We start from the raw sequence: 15,089 nt of genomic DNA, 5'->3' as shown, positions 1-15,089 counted from the left end.
TACGGAATTGATGAGGGGAAGCAGGAAAAGAAATAGCCCTCCTGTCTGGCTTAGTAAGGTGGAACACCCTGAAAACCGAGGACAAGAAGGCAATATCTAATTCCTGTTTTCTACTCTACTGTTCAGTATAGGCTTCTGAGACTCTCGAGTTACAAGCCTAAATACAATCATGTTTTAGATAATTTTTATCGGGGTTTAGCTGTTGCTTATTAGTTTTCTCCATCTTGTCTAATTTGACCTGGGGATTTTCCAAGCTGTTTTCGTGTTACTTTGCTTAGGTAATTGGCATTTTTATACCCTACTAGCTGGGCAATTTCATCAACCGTATACTTTGTATGTTGCAATAATTCTGTTGCCTTTTGTAAACGGATATTTGTTAAATATTGAACAGGAGTTACGCCGGTTTCCTTTTTAAATAGGCGGCTAAAATGGTATTTTGATAATTGTGATGCTTCTGCCATTTCATCAGAGCTAATGTCTTCTTGATAATAATTTCTAGCAAATAATGCTGCGCGAATAATCCCTTCTGACCAATCTTCCATTAATTTATCGAGATTTGATAGGTATACATATAACTCCATAATAAAATGATAGGCGATGCTTGATCCTTCGTAAGCATTCGTAATTTTGCGCTCCTTTGCATCATCATATATTTTTTTAAGAAGCTTGATTGGTGTTGACTCAGGATGAAAACGGACGATTTGATTATCCGTTTCCTTCACATAATCCCAGCAGCGTTTTGCTTCATTGCCATATAAGGTCAAATATAGGAATTCCCATTTCTCAGCATCCTTTGGAAAATAATAATGATAGTTACCAGGACTACTAACAATAAATGCTTGTCCAGCACCCACTTTAAAAGTACGCCCATCAATCGATATTTCACCATGTCCTGATAATGTATATTGAAAAATGTATTTTCCCTGATCTTTACGTTCAATTCCGCTCCAATTGTATATCGTTGAATGCTGTTCATCCCACCCGACAGACCAAATTTGTGCAACATGATTGACCACATGATCGGTAAAACGAAAGACGATCGCCCCGGTTCTTTTATCCATAGCAAAATATTCCCCCTTTTCTACCCTTTTTTTATGATTGAAGCAAAATATGGGTTGTTTTATATGAAAAATCATTTCCGGAAATGTATTTAATACACAAGTAAAAACGGTTTTACTAATTTAAGCATGAGCAAAAAAGTACTCATTTATAAAATGATTTTACCATTGTAACAGGTAGAAATGAAAATTAAAATGAAGCTAACAAAAGAGAAATAATCTAAAGGAAATTTTTAGTGAAATTCGATATAATGAAGGGTGATTTAGATGAAGGAACAAATGAGAGAGCAATTTAAGAAGCTGTTTGGTAAGACTGAAGGTATTCGTAGCTTTTTTGCACCAGGTCGAGTGAATTTAATCGGAGAACACACCGATTACAATGGAGGGCATGTCTTTCCGTGTGCGCTAACATTTGGAACATATGCATTAGCCGCTTTACGAACAGACAAAACGATTCAAATGTATTCAATGAACTTTCCTGACGTAGGTGTAATCTCCATTTCACTTGATGAACCGGTGTACTTTATGGAAGAGCATGATTGGGCAAATTATCCAAAGGGTGTTTTAAAGGAATTTCTTGATAGAGGAATCGAGTTCGGGAATGGATTTGATGTCTTGTATTATGGAGATATTCCAAATGGAGCAGGCTTATCTTCTTCTGCTTCAATTGAACTTGCAACATCAGTTATGCTTCAAGGTTTGTTTGAAACAAGCTTTTCAAAAGTTGAATTAGTTAAGATGAGTCAGCATGCTGAAAATGAATTTATCGGAGTAAGCTGTGGAATTATGGATCAATTTGCGATTGGAATGGGCAAGGAAAATCACGCAATTCTCTTAGATTGTCAAAGCCTGCAATTTAAATACAGTCCAATTATCCTTAAGGATGCATCACTTGTTATTGCAAATACAAATAAACGCAGAGCATTAGCGGATTCGAAATATAACGAAAGACGCTCAGAATGTGAAAGAGCGCTAAAGGATTTGCAAAATGAACTTGATATTCAATCACTAGGAGAGCTAACGCCAGAACAATTTGAAAATCACCGTCATCTTATCGTAAATGAAATTGATCAAAAACGAGCGAAACATGCAGTCTATGAAAATGCTCGGACAATTCTAGCAGTTGAGAAATTACAACAAGGTGATATCGAAAGCTTTGGTCAATTAATGTGTGATTCACATACATCATTACGAGATGACTATGAAGTGACAGGATTTGAATTAGATACTTTAGTTGAGGCAGCGTTAAATCAACAAGGGGTCATAGGCTCGAGAATGACTGGAGCAGGATTTGGCGGCTGTACAGTATCCATTGTAGAGAATGAAAAAATTGATCAATTTATTGAAGAGGTAGGCAAGGCATACAAGGAAAAAACAGGATTAACAGCTGATTTCTACGTTGCAAATGTTGGGGATGGCGCGAGAGAAATAATTTAATTTTGGAGGGATTTACATGGCAGTATTAGTATGTGGTGGAGCAGGTTATATCGGTAGTCATGCTGTTTCAGAGCTTTTAGACCGAAATGAAGAGGTTATCGTCGTTGATAATTTGCAAAAGGGTCATAAACCAGCAGTATTAGAAGGAGCAAAGCTTTATACAGGTGACTTACGTGATGAAGCATTTTTAAAACAAGTATTTGCGGAGAACAAAATTGAAGCAGTTATTCATTTTGCAGCAGACTCTCTTGTTGGTGAAAGTGTTGAAAAGCCACTTCAATACTATGAAAACAATGTATACGGAACGATGTGTTTATTAAAGGTTATGACAGAGTTTGGTGTTGATAAAATTGTCTTTTCATCAACAGCAGCAACTTATGGTGAAGCGGAAAATATTCCAATTTTAGAAACCGATCCGACTGTGCCAACTAATCCATATGGTGAAACGAAGCTCGCGGTAGAAAAAATGCTGAAATGGAGCAAGCAAGCATATGGTTTAAACTATGTCGTTTTACGTTACTTTAATGTTGCAGGAGCCCATATGGAGGGAAAATTAGGTGAGGATCATCAGCCAGAGTCTCATTTAATCCCAATCATTTTACAGGTTGCCCTTGGTCAACGCGAAAAAATTATGATTTTTGGAGACGACTACAATACAGCAGATGGCACATGTATTCGCGATTATATTCATGTGACAGACCTAGCGGATGCACATATTTTAGCGATTGAGAAACTTCGAAAAGAAAACGAAAGTGCTACCTATAATCTTGGAAATGGCAATGGCTTCTCTGTAAAAGAAGTAATTGAAACAGCAAGAAAAGTAACAGGTCACCCTATTCCAGCAGAGGTTGCACCGAGACGTGCAGGAGATCCAGCTATCTTAATTGCCTCATCAGAAAAGGCAATGAAAGAGCTGGGCTGGAAGCCAAAATATGCCGACCTTCATACAATTATTGAAAGCGCATGGAAATGGTTCCAAGCGAATCCAAACGGATATACAAAATAAAGTTAATGAATGAGGGGTTTATCCCCTCACATCTCTATTATTTTTCTAAAATTTACTTCCAGTTATATATGCCTTGTTGGGGGATGATGTCATGTCTATTCTAATCGATTATGAAATTGAACGACTTTTACAATTTGCATTAAAAAAACAACTTATTTCCAAATGGGACCTTGATTTAGTGCGTAATAAAATATTAGATGTTTTCCAGCTGACAGATATTAAGCAGGTTACTGTACCAAATGAGGATCTTGCCTCACCAGTTCTAATTTTAGAGCGGATGTTGGATTGGGCCTTTGAAAACGGACAATTACCAGAAAATACTGTAACTTACCGTGACTTGCTTGATACAAAAATAATGGGATGTCTCGTTCCTTCACAAAGCGAAGTCATCCGTCACTTCGAAGAGAATGTCCGAAAGTATGGTCCTAAGGAGGCAACAGCTTCGTTTTATCAGTTCTCCCAGGATGTTCATTATATTCGGACGGATCGAATTGCTAAAAATGAAAAATGGTTAGCTCCAACAGAATATGGCGACTTGCAAATGACGATTAATCTCTCTAAGCCTGAAAAAGACCCGGTAGCAATTGCTGCTGCGAGAAATTTGCAAAAAAGCGATTATCCAACATGCTTGCTTTGCAAAGAAAATGTAGGCTATGCAGGTAGACTTAATCACCCGGCAAGACAAAACCATCGAATTATTCCTGTTACGCTCGAAGATGAACAATGGTTTCTCCAATTTTCTCCATATGTTTATTATAACGAGCATGCAATTGTACTATCGGGTGAGCATAAACCAATGAAAATATCAAAGCAGACTTTCACAAAGCTGCTGCAATTTGTTGAGCAATATCCACATTATTTTTTAGGCTCAAATGCAGACTTACCAATCGTTGGTGGCTCGATATTAAGCCATGATCATTTCCAGGGTGGATATCATACCTTTCCAATGGAAGTAGCTGAAATGGAGTATAGCTTTACGCTCGATAAATATCCAACCGTTCAACTTGGAACAGTCAAATGGCCAATGTCTGTCCTACGTCTTCAAGGGCTAAATCAACAGGATTTAATCGATGCTGCGGATGATATTTTACGTGAATGGAAGAAGTATAGTGATGAATCTGTTGAAATTATTGCTTTCACAGGTGAAACTCCACATAATACGATTACACCGATTGCTCGAAGAAGAGGAGAGCTTTTCGAATTAGATTTAGTCCTCCGCAATAATCGAACAAGTGATAAGCATCCATTCGGTATTTTTCACCCTCACGAAGAGGTTCATCATATAAAAAAGGAAAATATCGGGCTTATCGAGGTCATGGGATTAGCGGTTCTACCAGGTAGATTACTTGAGGAATTAAAAGCAATAGCTGAGATTTTAGACAGCAATGAAGATCTATCAGTGATTTTAGAAAACAGTGAGCTTACAAAGCATTATGATTGGGTTGTTAAGCTAAAAGATAGGCTTACACCTGAACGGAAACAGTCAAGCTATCAATTATTGCTAGAGGATGTTGGCAATATATTTGCTACTATCCTAGGTCATGCAGGTGTGTTTAAGCGTGATGAAGCAGGTAAGCAAGCGTTTCAACGTTTTATAAAGGAAATGCAAAACAATATAAAATAAATCAGAGATGCTAGTATAAGATAATTATATATCGGACATACTGATCTTAATCCCCCCCTTTATTTTTAATATATTGTTTTCGGAATTTGTATTTCCGAGTTTGCTCTAGTGTATAGACTAGAGCTTTTTTTATTGTCTAGGAAAATGATAAAATTTTGAAACTGAGGATAAGTGCAAGACATCTCAGTGCCTATCCTCGAGGTCATAAACTTGTCGGAACTGTTCAAGGTGCTTATGCTTTCTTATTCAGTCAACGACATTCTATTTTTTGTTTTACCTATGATAAGATAAATAATAGATTGTAAGAAAAGGTGATAAATGATGAAACTTTCTATCGTGATTGTTACATATAATAGGCTCCCTGAACTTGCTGAGCTTCTCGAATCAATCTTAAGACAAACGGTAGCTCCATATGAAATTATCATCGTGAATGATGCAGGGGAAAGTGTCACACCGTTAGTGGAGTTATATCCAGAATTGCCGATAAAGGCAATAACCTTAAAGGAAAATGTTAAGCATGTTCATGCAAGAAATATTGGTGTAAGCTATGTAACAGGAGATGTAATCATGCTTTGTGATGATGATGATTTCCTTACAAAGCAGCATATTGAATTTGTACGAAATGAACTTAAGGATGCAGATTTCATATACTCAGATGCAGAAATTGTCAGCTTTGAAAAAAAAGGAAACACACGCATTCCTTTATCAAGAAGGACATTTGCCTATCACTATAGTCTTGAGGAAATGAGAAAGTTTTCAACCTATATTCCTTCAGGAAGTGCGTATAAAAAAGCATTACATGACAAAATTGGATTATTTGATCCTGATGTTCATAATTATTGGGATTGGGACTTTTTCCTCCGAGCAGCTAAAGTATGTGAAATAAAAAGAATACCTATTGCTAGTGTTATCTATGCTTTTTCAGAAGCAGGAGACAATCAATCATCAGAATTTACCGATAGAAGAAAACATTATTTAGACAAGCTGTGTGAGAAGCATCAACTCGGCAATCTACCACAAAAAAACTTTTTCGTTTTATTAGAAGAACCAGCGATGAAAAAGCGTGAGGCAGAAACGAAAATTGTTTGGGATGGTAAGCCAATTTATACAAGATTCGGGAGGGCAGACTATGCACCATTCAATAAATAATGATTGGGCAACGCGATTAAGCTCCCAGTTTGAACAGCCATATTATCAAGAGCTTCTTGAATTTTTAGAGGAAGAATATAAAAACAACGTTGTTTTTCCAGCAAAAGATAAGGTTTTTACTGCTTTAAATGAAACATCATATGATTCTGTAAAAGCAGTTATTCTTGGACAGGACCCGTACCATGGTGAAGGACAAGCGGAAGGTCTCAGCTTTTCGGTACAGCCTGAAGTGAAGCTTCCCCCATCACTACGCAATATTTTTATCGAATTACAAGACGATATTGGCTGTGAACAACCTGCAAATGGCTCGCTTATGAAATGGGCAAAAGAGGGTGTGCTGTTATTAAACACAGTCTTAACAGTAAGAAAAGGCAGTCCAAATTCACATAAAGGTAAAGGCTGGGAACGATTAACAGATGAAGTAATCTCTCATTTAAATAGACGCGAGGAACCAATTGTCTTTATTTTGTGGGGGAAGCATGCTGGCGAAAAAAAGCAACTTATTACTTCGCCACAGCATCATATCATTGAAAGTCCCCACCCTAGTCCATTTTCAGCAAGAAAGGGCTTTTTTGGAAGCAAACCTTTTTCCAAAACAAACGCTTATTTAAAACAGCATCACATTCGTGAAATTGACTGGAGCTTATAATTGTTTTTAGTTTCCTGAAAAGGAGTAAACAATAATGAAGGACGCGCAAATAAATTGTTTGAAATGCAAATATTTTTATATAACATGGGATAAGAGTTTCCCAAATGGCTGTCGTGCGTATGGCTTTAAGTCAGCCACCAGACCTGCTGTAATGGTGAAGCAATCATCAGGAACGGCATGTCTTAAATTTAAACCAAAGGGGTAACAAAAATGATGAATATTCATGTTTCAAAGCTCCTGCAAAAGATGGAGGAAGAGCTGACAAAAGCAAAACAAAGTGCTTCAGATAAAGAAATAAGGGAAAGATTGATCGTTATTCAATCGCTATGTGACGTCATTCTCGATGAACAAAAGAATTCGTTACACATACCTTCACCACAACCAAATCAAATTAATCCTGCTGAGCTTCAAAAAATGATGGGAAATTTTTCATCTGCACCTAAGCCACAGCAGACATCGTCAAATCTTTACAAAGAAGATGATGCGAACGGGGATTCCCTATTCGATTTTTAATTCCATTGGAAGAAGAAACTCCCCAAACAAATTCATCATATTATAACCTTATCAGGACACACTGATAGTAAATCCAATTGGAGGTTTATAATATGGCTTACGATGATTTGTTTGAAATGGGGAGAGGGAGATTTGGTTTAGATATGTTTAGTCCTGCTTCCCAAGCAAAAGTTTCACATGACCGTTATGATGTATATGTAAACGACGATTTCGTCGGTCAAAAATACTTGCTTACTGCACAGGAATCGGTTCATGATATTGATGAATTTCTCATGAACGAAGGACAAAAGGATTTCCATTCTTATTTAGATGGTGATCATTACTATATTAGAACTCAAACAAATGAACAAAGCATATCAAATGTGTTAAAAGTTTATTTGCAAAATCGCTAGAGCCTTTAAGTAGGCTCTTATTTTTTTATATGTAGGAAAGTAGTTTTAAAAAAACAGAAGTTCTCAAAAATCTTTCACAATTTCATAAGTTGAAATGAGCGAATTCTAGGGTAAGATGATAAAAGAGGAGGTTGGTTGAATGAAGCTGTTTCTTATTTTAGGTGCAATTAATGGATTTTTAGCTGTTGCGTTAGGAGCATTTGGGGCACATGGGCTAGAAGGGAAGATTCCCGAAAAATACATAAAAACGTGGCAAACAGGTGTTACGTATCAAATGTTTCACGCTGGCGGGCTGTTTGTCATTGCGTTTTTAGTGGATAAGCTAGCGAATGTTGGGCTGCTAACTGCTGCTGGTTGGTTGTTTTTCATTGGTATTATCTTATTTTCCGGTAGTCTTTATGTGTTAAGTGTGACACAAATTAGTGTGTTGGGAGCTATCACTCCGTTAGGTGGGCTTGCCTTTTTAGCTGGCTGGCTTCTAATTGGATATGTTGCAATTCGCTTTTTATAAAATAAAGCTTTTTTCGTAAACATGAATGCTTTTTATTAATTTAAAATAAAGAGGCCTATTCTCAATTATTGTGGAATAGGCCATTTTAGTTTACCTTATTTTCTAGGCTGAAAGGTAGCTAGTGCATATTGAGGATCGTATACTAGCTCTTCATCAAATGTTACATAATCTAAGTATACCATGAGTAATAAATAACGCATGCCTGTTTGCGGGTCACTAAGAATTAGATGATCGCGACCAGCTGCTTCAATAACCCCTTTAAAGATTTTCGCATTCCATTCACGATTGTTTTCAAAGGTCATATAGACAGTTGCGACCTTCCCGCGATTTAATCGTAAAATATTTTCTACATAGGATTGTTCTAATGGAAGCATACCAGGGATGTTTTGAGCGACACCTTGTTGCTGCGCAGGCAATGGAAATGATTGTATTAGCGGGAATCCTTGTTGACCTCCAAACTGAGCACCAGGATAAGGGTATGTAGCATATGGTTGACCTCCTGCACCTTGCATGCTCATTGGTTGCATTTGCATTCCGGCTCCTCCCCCTATACCTTGCATAGTCGATGGTTGCATTTGTCCTCCTCCTGCACCTTGCTGATTAAAGCTATAAGGTGGTGCTTGTGTTGATTGTCTTTTTTCATTTGCCATTTGTAACCCTCCTTATTAAATAAAAACTTGAACAAGCGGATTGTGATGGAAGATAAAAGCAGTGTGGTTTGTAATGACTTATATGCCATTGATTAAACAAATGTGCAAGTTATTCTATTAGATGGTTAACCATAGTGAGAATGTTGCTTGAACAGCTTTTTAACTTGAACGTGCAAGCAATTAAACATCCGCTTTACGTATAAGGAATAACCCCATTTTCTTAATCTACTTTTGATAGCAGTCATGCGAAAAGGGAGCATGATTCAATCTTTGCTCATTCATATGTATGTTAAAGGAGATGCTCTTATGACTTTTCATTTATCAATTTAGTGGATAGAAAGGAGACGTATAAAAATAGGGGATAGTTGTTTTGTTGTTAAAAAAACCTGTTGAAATCGATTACCAACAATCGTATTTCCAAAACAGCAAAAAAGAGGCTATCTCAAAACATAAGGGTCAGACCCTTCCTGAGACAGCCTCGCATTACTTTTTATTGAATAGCAAAAAACGGTTGGATTTTTTCTGCGTTTAAAAGGTTTCCGACAAAGAAGGAACCGAATTCACCGTAACGTGCGCTTACTTCGTCAAAACGCATTTCATAAACGAGCTTTTTGAATTGGAGAACATCATCTGAGAATAATGTCACACCCCATTCATAATCATCAAAACCGACAGAGCCAGTAATGATTTGCTTCACCTTTCCAGCATAGGAACGACCGATTAAGCCATGGCTTTTCATTAATTCACGGCGTTCTTCCATAGATAAAGAATACCAGTTATCATTTCCTTGACGGCGCTTATCCATTGGATAGAAGCATGCGTATTTAGATTGTGGAAGCTTTGGATACAATCTTGCGCGAACATGTGGGTTTTCATATGGGTCTTCATTGCTTTGACCTGCTAAGTAATTACTTAGTTCCACAACAGACACATAAGAATATGTAGGAATCGTAAATTCCGCAAGCTTTGTTTTATTAAATTCAAGCTCGATTGCATTTAGCTCATCCATTGTAGGGCGGAGAATCATGATCATAAAGTCAGCTTTTTGACCAACTATTGAATAAAGAGCATGACTGCCTTTGTCTGCATTCTGGGCAGTTCCCCATTTCTCAAGTAAACCTAAAAATTCATCGATGGCAGCTTGGCGCTCATCGTTTGTTAACAGCTTCCATGATGGCCAATCAATTGAACGGAAATCATGTAAACAATACCAGCCGTCTAACGTTTGTGCTGCTTCACTCATATATATTCACTCCTAAAGATTGATAGAAAATGTTTATATGTTAACTATATCATAGTTTGTCCATCCGACAGTATGAATAAAACTTGAACAAATGAGTAAGTTTGACAATTGTGGGGCATCATTTCTTATGAGAAAGTGAAAATAAAATAAGTGAAAATTTAGAAAGTAAAGACTTTTAGGTGTAAGCGTTATTATCATAAGGATATGTTTGAATTTAATAATAAGTGGAGTATTCTTAAGGAAGAGGTTTTTCTTTACATATCAAGGAGGTTTTTAACGTGTCAGATTTATTTGCGACATTAAAGGAAAAAGTGAGCGGACAACAAATTAAAATTGTTTTCCCAGAAGGAACGGATGAGCGTATTTTAACAGCTGTTCATCGTCTAGCTAGTGAAAATATTTTACAGCCAATCCTAATTGGAAATCAAGATGAAATTTCGAAAAAGGCAAGTGAACTTAACGTTTCTTTGGATGGTATCGAAGTGTACGATCCGAAGCAATACGATGCAATGGAAGAGCTAGTGGCAGCTTTTGTTGAAAGACGTAAAGGGAAAGCAACGGAAGAGGATGCACGTAAAATTCTATTAGACGAAAACTACTTTGGAACAATGCTTGTTCATCTTGGAAAAGCACAAGGGCTTGTAAGTGGAGCGGCTCATTCAACAGCTGATACAGTACGTCCTGCTCTACAAATTATTAAAACAAAGCCAGGCATTAAAAAGACTTCAGGTGTATTCATTATGGTACGTGAAGAAGAGAAGTACGTATTTGCAGACTGTGCAATCAATATTGCTCCTGACAGCCAGGATCTAGCGGAAATTGCTGTTGCAAGTGCTGAAACAGCAAAAATGTTTGATATCGATCCACGTGTTGCACTTTTGAGCTTCTCGACAAAAGGATCTGCAAAATCACCAGAAACAGAAAAGGTAGCAGAAGCAGTTAACATAGCGAAGGAATTAGCTCCAGATTTAGTTTTAGATGGAGAGTTCCAATTTGATGCAGCATTTGTACCATCTGTTGCAGAAAAGAAGGCTCCAGGCTCTGTTCTAAAAGGTGATGCAAATGTTTTTGTATTCCCAAGCCTTGAAGCAGGAAATATTGGCTATAAAATTGCGCAACGCTTAGGAAACTTTGAAGCAGTTGGACCAATTTTACAAGGGTTAAATAAACCTGTAAATGATTTATCACGTGGCTGTAATGCAGAGGATGTTTATAAGTTAGCGTTAATTACAGCTGCTCAAGCGTAATTTAACAATTGTTCGAGCTCACCTAGGTAATGGGTGGGCTCTTTTTTGTATATTTTGGATAATAACCAAGCTAATAAGTATATTTGATATAATAACGGTATAACTAGCATAAGGGTGAAGAATTTGTATGAACTCATTAATTGAACAGCCGCAATGGAGAATAGTCGATCAATCTAGCTTAGGTCCGCAATTCGAGGCTAAACAATCATTTGCAATAGATGATACATTATGTACAACTGTTGGAAAACTTGAATCACCGCCAACAGCTCGCACATGGGTGCATCACAATACAATAGTCCTTGGGATTCAAGATACAAAGCTACCATACTTAAAAGATGGGATTAATTTTTTGCAAGAGAGAGGCTACCACGTAATCGTAAGGAATTCAGGCGGTCTTGCGGTTGTATTAGATAAGGATGTTATGAACATTTCATTAATTTTCCCAGATCTTGAAAAAGGAATTGATATCAATCGGGGCTATGAAGCGATGTTCGAATTGATTAAATCTATGTTAAAGGAGCATGGCAACAAGGTAGAGGCGCGGGAAATTATTGGCTCCTATTGTCCTGGAAGCTATGATCTTAGCATAAATGGAAAGAAATTTGCAGGGATTTCACAGCGGAGATTGCGCAACGGTATCGCTGTTCAAATTTATTTATGTGTGTCTGGGAGTGGTGAGGAGCGAGCAGATTTGATTCGTCAATTTTATGACGTATCTCTTAAAGGCGAGCAAACGAAACTCACTTTTCCAACTATCAAACCAGAAACAATGTCCTCACTAAGCGATTTGTTACAAGAGAACGTAACAAATGAAACGATATTATTTGATTTATTCACAACATTAAAGGAACATAGTGGGCAATTACTTTCATCATCATTGACAGCAGATGAGCAGCTATTATATGAGCAAAACCTAGTGAGAATGATAGAACGAAACGAAAAGGTATTCTCAAAAATTGAATAGAAATGGGAGGCTGTTTAGAAAGGGCCTGACCTGGGGCCAGACCCTTTCGTTTTACGGCAGTCTCTATTCAGCTTCTATGACTTCTTTGTTACCTTCTAGTCTCTCGAGTATTCTTCTTTTTCGATATAGCATCATGCCTGTTTCAGCTAAATCATTGATCATCGAGCGGTTTGTAAGGGCACCAAATACCATTCCAGCAATTGGAACCATTTGCAAAAGCTTTTTCCAGCCAAATTGGTCGCGGTATGTGTAAACAACCTCGCGCCAGCCTTGAAGCTGTGAAATTACTTCACTTTTGGACTGTTCATTTTTATAAAAGTTTGCTAACTCATTTAAAATGGCTTCCTTCCCGACGACATCAGCTGATGAGAATTGCAAGCACTTAATGATGAATATGCGCTCTTCTCGTTCGTTAGGGTCATAGCCATAGGCAATCGCAATATCCTGAAGCGTTTTTAGTGAAAGTCCAAGAATAACTGGAATATCAACAGCAAGTGTGAAGATTCCTCCGATGCCTGTTGTTGCACCTTGAATCGTTGCAAACTGGCTGCGATTTGTTTTGAGATCCTTGCTAACAGCATCCATCGTTGATAATGGAAGTGAAGGTATTTCATCTACTGTTAAGGAATCATTTTTTGAATAGTGTTGTAGTTTTTTTAATATCGTATGTTCCTTCGTTAAATATTGTCCACCAGTTTGGACATATTGCCCAATTTCATCTAGTAAAACTCCAATTTTCTTTTGAATGAAGGCAGGAGTTAATTTATCTAGTAATTTAAATGGAAGCCTCCCAATCTTTTCCCAGAACCATAATCCCTTTTGATCCTGCTCCCATTCCTCAATCGTTTTTAATTCAGACTGTAACCATTCCTTTGTTTCCAATATAATCCAACCTTTACTATTAGCGTTATAGAACATACTACGTTTTTTTCGTTTAATTAGTTTCAAAAATAATTTTTGCCTCTGTTATAGTGAAATTCTTACTAGTATCCACTTTTCTATAAGGGATTTTTAATACAATTCCCAAAGAAGCTCACATATCGTCTCTAACAAATATAACGTTGCAAAAGCAATTATAAGATATATCTTCCATTTTATACATATTATTAGCTAAAAGTAGAAGGGTGATACGGACTAAAAAACGCCTTGATCCCATGTAATTAAGGCATCAAGGCGTTGTTTCAAGCATTCTATTATTATTCAGCAAGCTTTTCTAAATTTCCATTTCGGTCCATTTTAAATGTAGTAGGAGACGTACGATCCTCTTCATCAAATAATACAAGCTTTCTTGCTCGATTCATAATTTTCATTAATGTTTCATAGTCTTCTTGGACCGTAACAGTATCTTGTTCAAGCTTTGCTACCTTTTTCTTCAATTCTTCATTTTCTGTAGACAGTTCTTGGTTTTCACGCTTAAGACGAGTGTTTTCACTCATTAAAGCTTCAGAATGATCACTTGTTGATTTATAAGACTGTAAGAATGTGATGACCTGATCCATCGTTAACTTATTCGTTGCTGTAGGCTGCATAGGTCTAGCGATTGTTTTTGTAGCTTGAGTAGTTCCAGTTTCTGGTAGATTTGCTTTTACATCCTCATCTGCAGGCATTACCTCAGCCATATGATTCTCTAAAGCTGACATCATCGTAAGCTCTTCTTGTTCATCTAAATCAATAGAAGGAACCTCTGGTGAATAAAGAAGCTGCTTTTTAACAGGCTGTCCTTTTCCGAGGGCTCTCATTCGTTGCTTGCGTTGTTTTTTTGCTAGTTGTAATGCTTTTTCATAATCGTGACGAACGACAGCATTCCAGCGAAAACCACATGCAGCTGATGTGCGGTTAAGCTTATCGCCTACCTCTTCAAAAGCGTTTAGCTGGGTACTCCCTTCGCGAACATGTCTAAGGACAGTTTCTGCTAGTAATAAATCATTCTCTTGAGACCATGCGTCTTGTCTTTGTTTCATAATTTTTCCAACTCCCTAAAATAAATAAATGTTTTTCCAAATAACTGTTAATAAGCATGGACAAGTTATCGCCATTTTATTCATTTTTGTTACGAGGATAGTAGATTTTTTTATAAAACCTTAAGGATTTTATTCATTTGGGACGTTTTGACAATATATCTTTTAGCTTTAGAATCTACTACAAATGGAATTTCCTCCTAAAAATAGAAGTGCTTTATCATACTTGCATTGCTAATTGAATAGCGGTAAAATATTTTTTAGCGAAAAAATGAGATTGATGTAGGATAAACTCCTCAATAAATAGATGGTGGGTTTTCCATCATATTCGGTTAGTTAGAAAGGGTTGTACAAAATTATGGCAAACGAATTTCGAATTTGTGATGATTGCCAAGCAACGAACATAAAAACTTTAATACCACGTTTAAAAGAAATTGATGCAGATGCAACAATTGATATTGCTTGCCAATCATATTGTGGACCAGGTAGAAAAAAAGCTTTTGCTTTTGTCAATAATCGTCCTGTGGCAGCACCAACGGAAGACGAATTAATTGAAAAAATTGAAAACAAGCTAAAAAAATAACATCACCTTTGTAAAGTCTCTACAACGGTGATTTTTTTATGAATGTTTTCGAGTTTTAAAAGAGGAAAATTGTAAAATTGTAGGTGTTAATGTCTAGTTGAAGTA

17 protein-coding genes are annotated in these 15,089 nt (G+C 36.9%); 12 read left to right on the top strand and 5 right to left on the bottom strand.

Annotated features, from left to right (window positions below; translation table 11 throughout):
- Positions 1–209: 209 nt before the first annotated feature.
- On the bottom strand, positions 210–1,061 hold the full coding sequence (locus ACTJJ9_RS03380; protein ID WP_145580150.1) for an AraC family transcriptional regulator: 852 nt from the start codon (positions 1,059–1,061) through the stop codon (positions 210–212).
- Positions 1,062–1,325: 264 nt separating this feature from the next.
- On the opposite strand from ACTJJ9_RS03380, the gene ACTJJ9_RS03375 reads away from it, so the two are divergent.
- The 9 genes from ACTJJ9_RS03375 (at position 1,326) to ACTJJ9_RS03335 (ending at position 8,339) form a co-directional block, all read left to right on the top strand.
- Complete coding sequence (locus tag ACTJJ9_RS03375; protein ID WP_145580151.1) at positions 1,326–2,495, top strand: galactokinase; 1,170 nt, start codon at positions 1,326–1,328, stop codon at positions 2,493–2,495.
- A gap of 16 nt (positions 2,496–2,511) precedes the next feature.
- Positions 2,512–3,501 carry a UDP-glucose 4-epimerase GalE gene (gene galE / locus ACTJJ9_RS03370; protein ID WP_095300281.1) on the top strand — a complete coding sequence of 330 codons (990 nt, stop codon included), beginning with the start codon at positions 2,512–2,514 and terminating at the stop codon, positions 3,499–3,501.
- 91 nt (positions 3,502–3,592) lie between these two features.
- Positions 3,593–5,125, top strand: a complete 1,533-nt coding sequence (gene galT, locus ACTJJ9_RS03365; RefSeq protein ID WP_145580152.1) for a UDP-glucose--hexose-1-phosphate uridylyltransferase — start codon at positions 3,593–3,595, stop codon at positions 5,123–5,125.
- 321 nt (positions 5,126–5,446) lie between these two features.
- On the top strand, positions 5,447–6,274 hold the full coding sequence (locus ACTJJ9_RS03360; RefSeq protein WP_145580153.1) for a glycosyltransferase family 2 protein: 828 nt from the start codon (positions 5,447–5,449) through the stop codon (positions 6,272–6,274).
- Positions 6,255–6,923 carry a uracil-DNA glycosylase gene (locus tag ACTJJ9_RS03355; protein WP_095300278.1) on the top strand — a complete coding sequence of 223 codons (669 nt, stop codon included), beginning with the start codon at positions 6,255–6,257 and terminating at the stop codon, positions 6,921–6,923. The genes ACTJJ9_RS03360 and ACTJJ9_RS03355 overlap by 20 nt, the downstream gene beginning before the upstream one ends.
- Positions 6,924–6,957: 34 nt before the next feature.
- The gene (locus ACTJJ9_RS03350) at positions 6,958–7,128 is read left to right on the top strand and encodes a uracil-DNA glycosylase (protein WP_145580154.1); all 171 of its coding nucleotides are present in this window, start codon (positions 6,958–6,960) and stop codon (positions 7,126–7,128) included.
- Between the two features lie 5 nt (positions 7,129–7,133).
- Positions 7,134–7,436, top strand: coding sequence for a YwdI family protein (locus tag ACTJJ9_RS03345; protein ID WP_255451748.1), 303 nt, complete (start codon positions 7,134–7,136; stop codon positions 7,434–7,436).
- Positions 7,437–7,528: 92 nt separating this feature from the next.
- Positions 7,529–7,828 carry a hypothetical protein gene (locus ACTJJ9_RS03340; protein ID WP_095300276.1) on the top strand — a complete coding sequence of 100 codons (300 nt, stop codon included), beginning with the start codon at positions 7,529–7,531 and terminating at the stop codon, positions 7,826–7,828.
- 139 nt (positions 7,829–7,967) lie between these two features.
- Positions 7,968–8,339 (top strand): DUF423 domain-containing protein, encoded by a 372-nt coding sequence (locus ACTJJ9_RS03335; protein ID WP_095300275.1) that lies wholly within the window; start codon positions 7,968–7,970, stop codon positions 8,337–8,339.
- Between the two features lie 95 nt (positions 8,340–8,434).
- Here ACTJJ9_RS03335 and gerQ read toward each other — a convergent pair whose 3' ends face one another.
- Together gerQ and hemQ are read right to left on the bottom strand one after the other, a co-directional pair.
- The gene (gene gerQ / locus ACTJJ9_RS03330) at positions 8,435–8,989 is read right to left on the bottom strand and encodes a spore coat protein GerQ (RefSeq protein WP_233452135.1); all 555 of its coding nucleotides are present in this window, start codon (positions 8,987–8,989) and stop codon (positions 8,435–8,437) included.
- 490 nt (positions 8,990–9,479) lie between these two features.
- Positions 9,480–10,232, bottom strand: coding sequence for a hydrogen peroxide-dependent heme synthase (hemQ, locus tag ACTJJ9_RS03325; RefSeq protein WP_095300274.1), 753 nt, complete (start codon positions 10,230–10,232; stop codon positions 9,480–9,482).
- Positions 10,233–10,510: 278 nt separating this feature from the next.
- Between hemQ and pta the strand changes: the two genes are divergently transcribed.
- Together pta and ACTJJ9_RS03315 are read left to right on the top strand one after the other, a co-directional pair.
- The gene (gene pta / locus ACTJJ9_RS03320) at positions 10,511–11,479 is read left to right on the top strand and encodes a phosphate acetyltransferase (RefSeq protein ID WP_145580155.1); all 969 of its coding nucleotides are present in this window, start codon (positions 10,511–10,513) and stop codon (positions 11,477–11,479) included.
- A gap of 127 nt (positions 11,480–11,606) precedes the next feature.
- Entirely contained in the window at positions 11,607–12,443 is an 837-nt protein-coding gene (locus tag ACTJJ9_RS03315) for a lipoate--protein ligase family protein (RefSeq protein WP_186324079.1), read from the top strand.
- Between the two features lie 63 nt (positions 12,444–12,506).
- On the opposite strand, the gene ACTJJ9_RS03310 is transcribed toward ACTJJ9_RS03315, so the two are convergent.
- Together ACTJJ9_RS03310 and ACTJJ9_RS03305 are read right to left on the bottom strand one after the other, a co-directional pair.
- Positions 12,507–13,325, bottom strand: a complete 819-nt coding sequence (locus ACTJJ9_RS03310; protein WP_186324080.1) for an EcsC family protein — start codon at positions 13,323–13,325, stop codon at positions 12,507–12,509.
- Between the two features lie 314 nt (positions 13,326–13,639).
- Positions 13,640–14,407: an RsfA family transcriptional regulator gene (locus ACTJJ9_RS03305; protein WP_145580157.1), complete on the bottom strand. Its 768-nt coding sequence runs from the start codon at positions 14,405–14,407 to the stop codon at positions 13,640–13,642.
- Between the two features lie 352 nt (positions 14,408–14,759).
- Between ACTJJ9_RS03305 and ACTJJ9_RS03300 the strand changes: the two genes are divergently transcribed.
- Entirely contained in the window at positions 14,760–14,984 is a 225-nt protein-coding gene (locus tag ACTJJ9_RS03300; RefSeq protein WP_095301732.1) for a DUF1450 domain-containing protein, read from the top strand.
- The last annotated feature ends 105 nt before the right edge of the window (positions 14,985–15,089 follow it).

This window comes from Metabacillus sp. 22489 (assembly GCF_052044855.1).
Classification (GTDB): domain Bacteria; phylum Bacillota; class Bacilli; order Bacillales; family Bacillaceae; genus Metabacillus; species Metabacillus niabensis.
This window is presented reverse-complemented; position numbering and strand designations above follow the sequence as displayed.

What these genes read in the sequence shown, in the direction of transcription:
- ACTJJ9_RS03315 (WP_186324079.1), top strand. Translation starts at nt 11,607, where the DNA reads ATGAACTCATTAATTGAACAGCCGCAATGGAGAATAGTCGATCAATCT.
- ACTJJ9_RS03355 (WP_095300278.1), top strand. Translation starts at nt 6,255, where the DNA reads ATGCACCATTCAATAAATAATGATTGGGCAACGCGATTAAGCTCCCAG.
- ACTJJ9_RS03345 (WP_255451748.1), top strand. Translation starts at nt 7,134, where the DNA reads ATGATGAATATTCATGTTTCAAAGCTCCTGCAAAAGATGGAGGAAGAG.
- hemQ (WP_095300274.1), bottom strand. Translation starts at nt 10,232, where the DNA reads ATGAGTGAAGCAGCACAAACGTTAGACGGCTGGTATTGTTTACATGAT.
- ACTJJ9_RS03340 (WP_095300276.1), top strand. Translation starts at nt 7,529, where the DNA reads ATGGCTTACGATGATTTGTTTGAAATGGGGAGAGGGAGATTTGGTTTA.
- ACTJJ9_RS03380 (WP_145580150.1), bottom strand. Translation starts at nt 1,061, where the DNA reads ATGGATAAAAGAACCGGGGCGATCGTCTTTCGTTTTACCGATCATGTG.
- ACTJJ9_RS03300 (WP_095301732.1), top strand. Translation starts at nt 14,760, where the DNA reads ATGGCAAACGAATTTCGAATTTGTGATGATTGCCAAGCAACGAACATA.
- galE (WP_095300281.1), top strand. Translation starts at nt 2,512, where the DNA reads ATGGCAGTATTAGTATGTGGTGGAGCAGGTTATATCGGTAGTCATGCT.
- galT (WP_145580152.1), top strand. Translation starts at nt 3,593, where the DNA reads ATGTCTATTCTAATCGATTATGAAATTGAACGACTTTTACAATTTGCA.
- ACTJJ9_RS03335 (WP_095300275.1), top strand. Translation starts at nt 7,968, where the DNA reads ATGAAGCTGTTTCTTATTTTAGGTGCAATTAATGGATTTTTAGCTGTT.
- ACTJJ9_RS03360 (WP_145580153.1), top strand. Translation starts at nt 5,447, where the DNA reads ATGAAACTTTCTATCGTGATTGTTACATATAATAGGCTCCCTGAACTT.
- ACTJJ9_RS03375 (WP_145580151.1), top strand. Translation starts at nt 1,326, where the DNA reads ATGAAGGAACAAATGAGAGAGCAATTTAAGAAGCTGTTTGGTAAGACT.
- ACTJJ9_RS03350 (WP_145580154.1), top strand. Translation starts at nt 6,958, where the DNA reads ATGAAGGACGCGCAAATAAATTGTTTGAAATGCAAATATTTTTATATA.
- gerQ (WP_233452135.1), bottom strand. Translation starts at nt 8,989, where the DNA reads ATGGCAAATGAAAAAAGACAATCAACACAAGCACCACCTTATAGCTTT.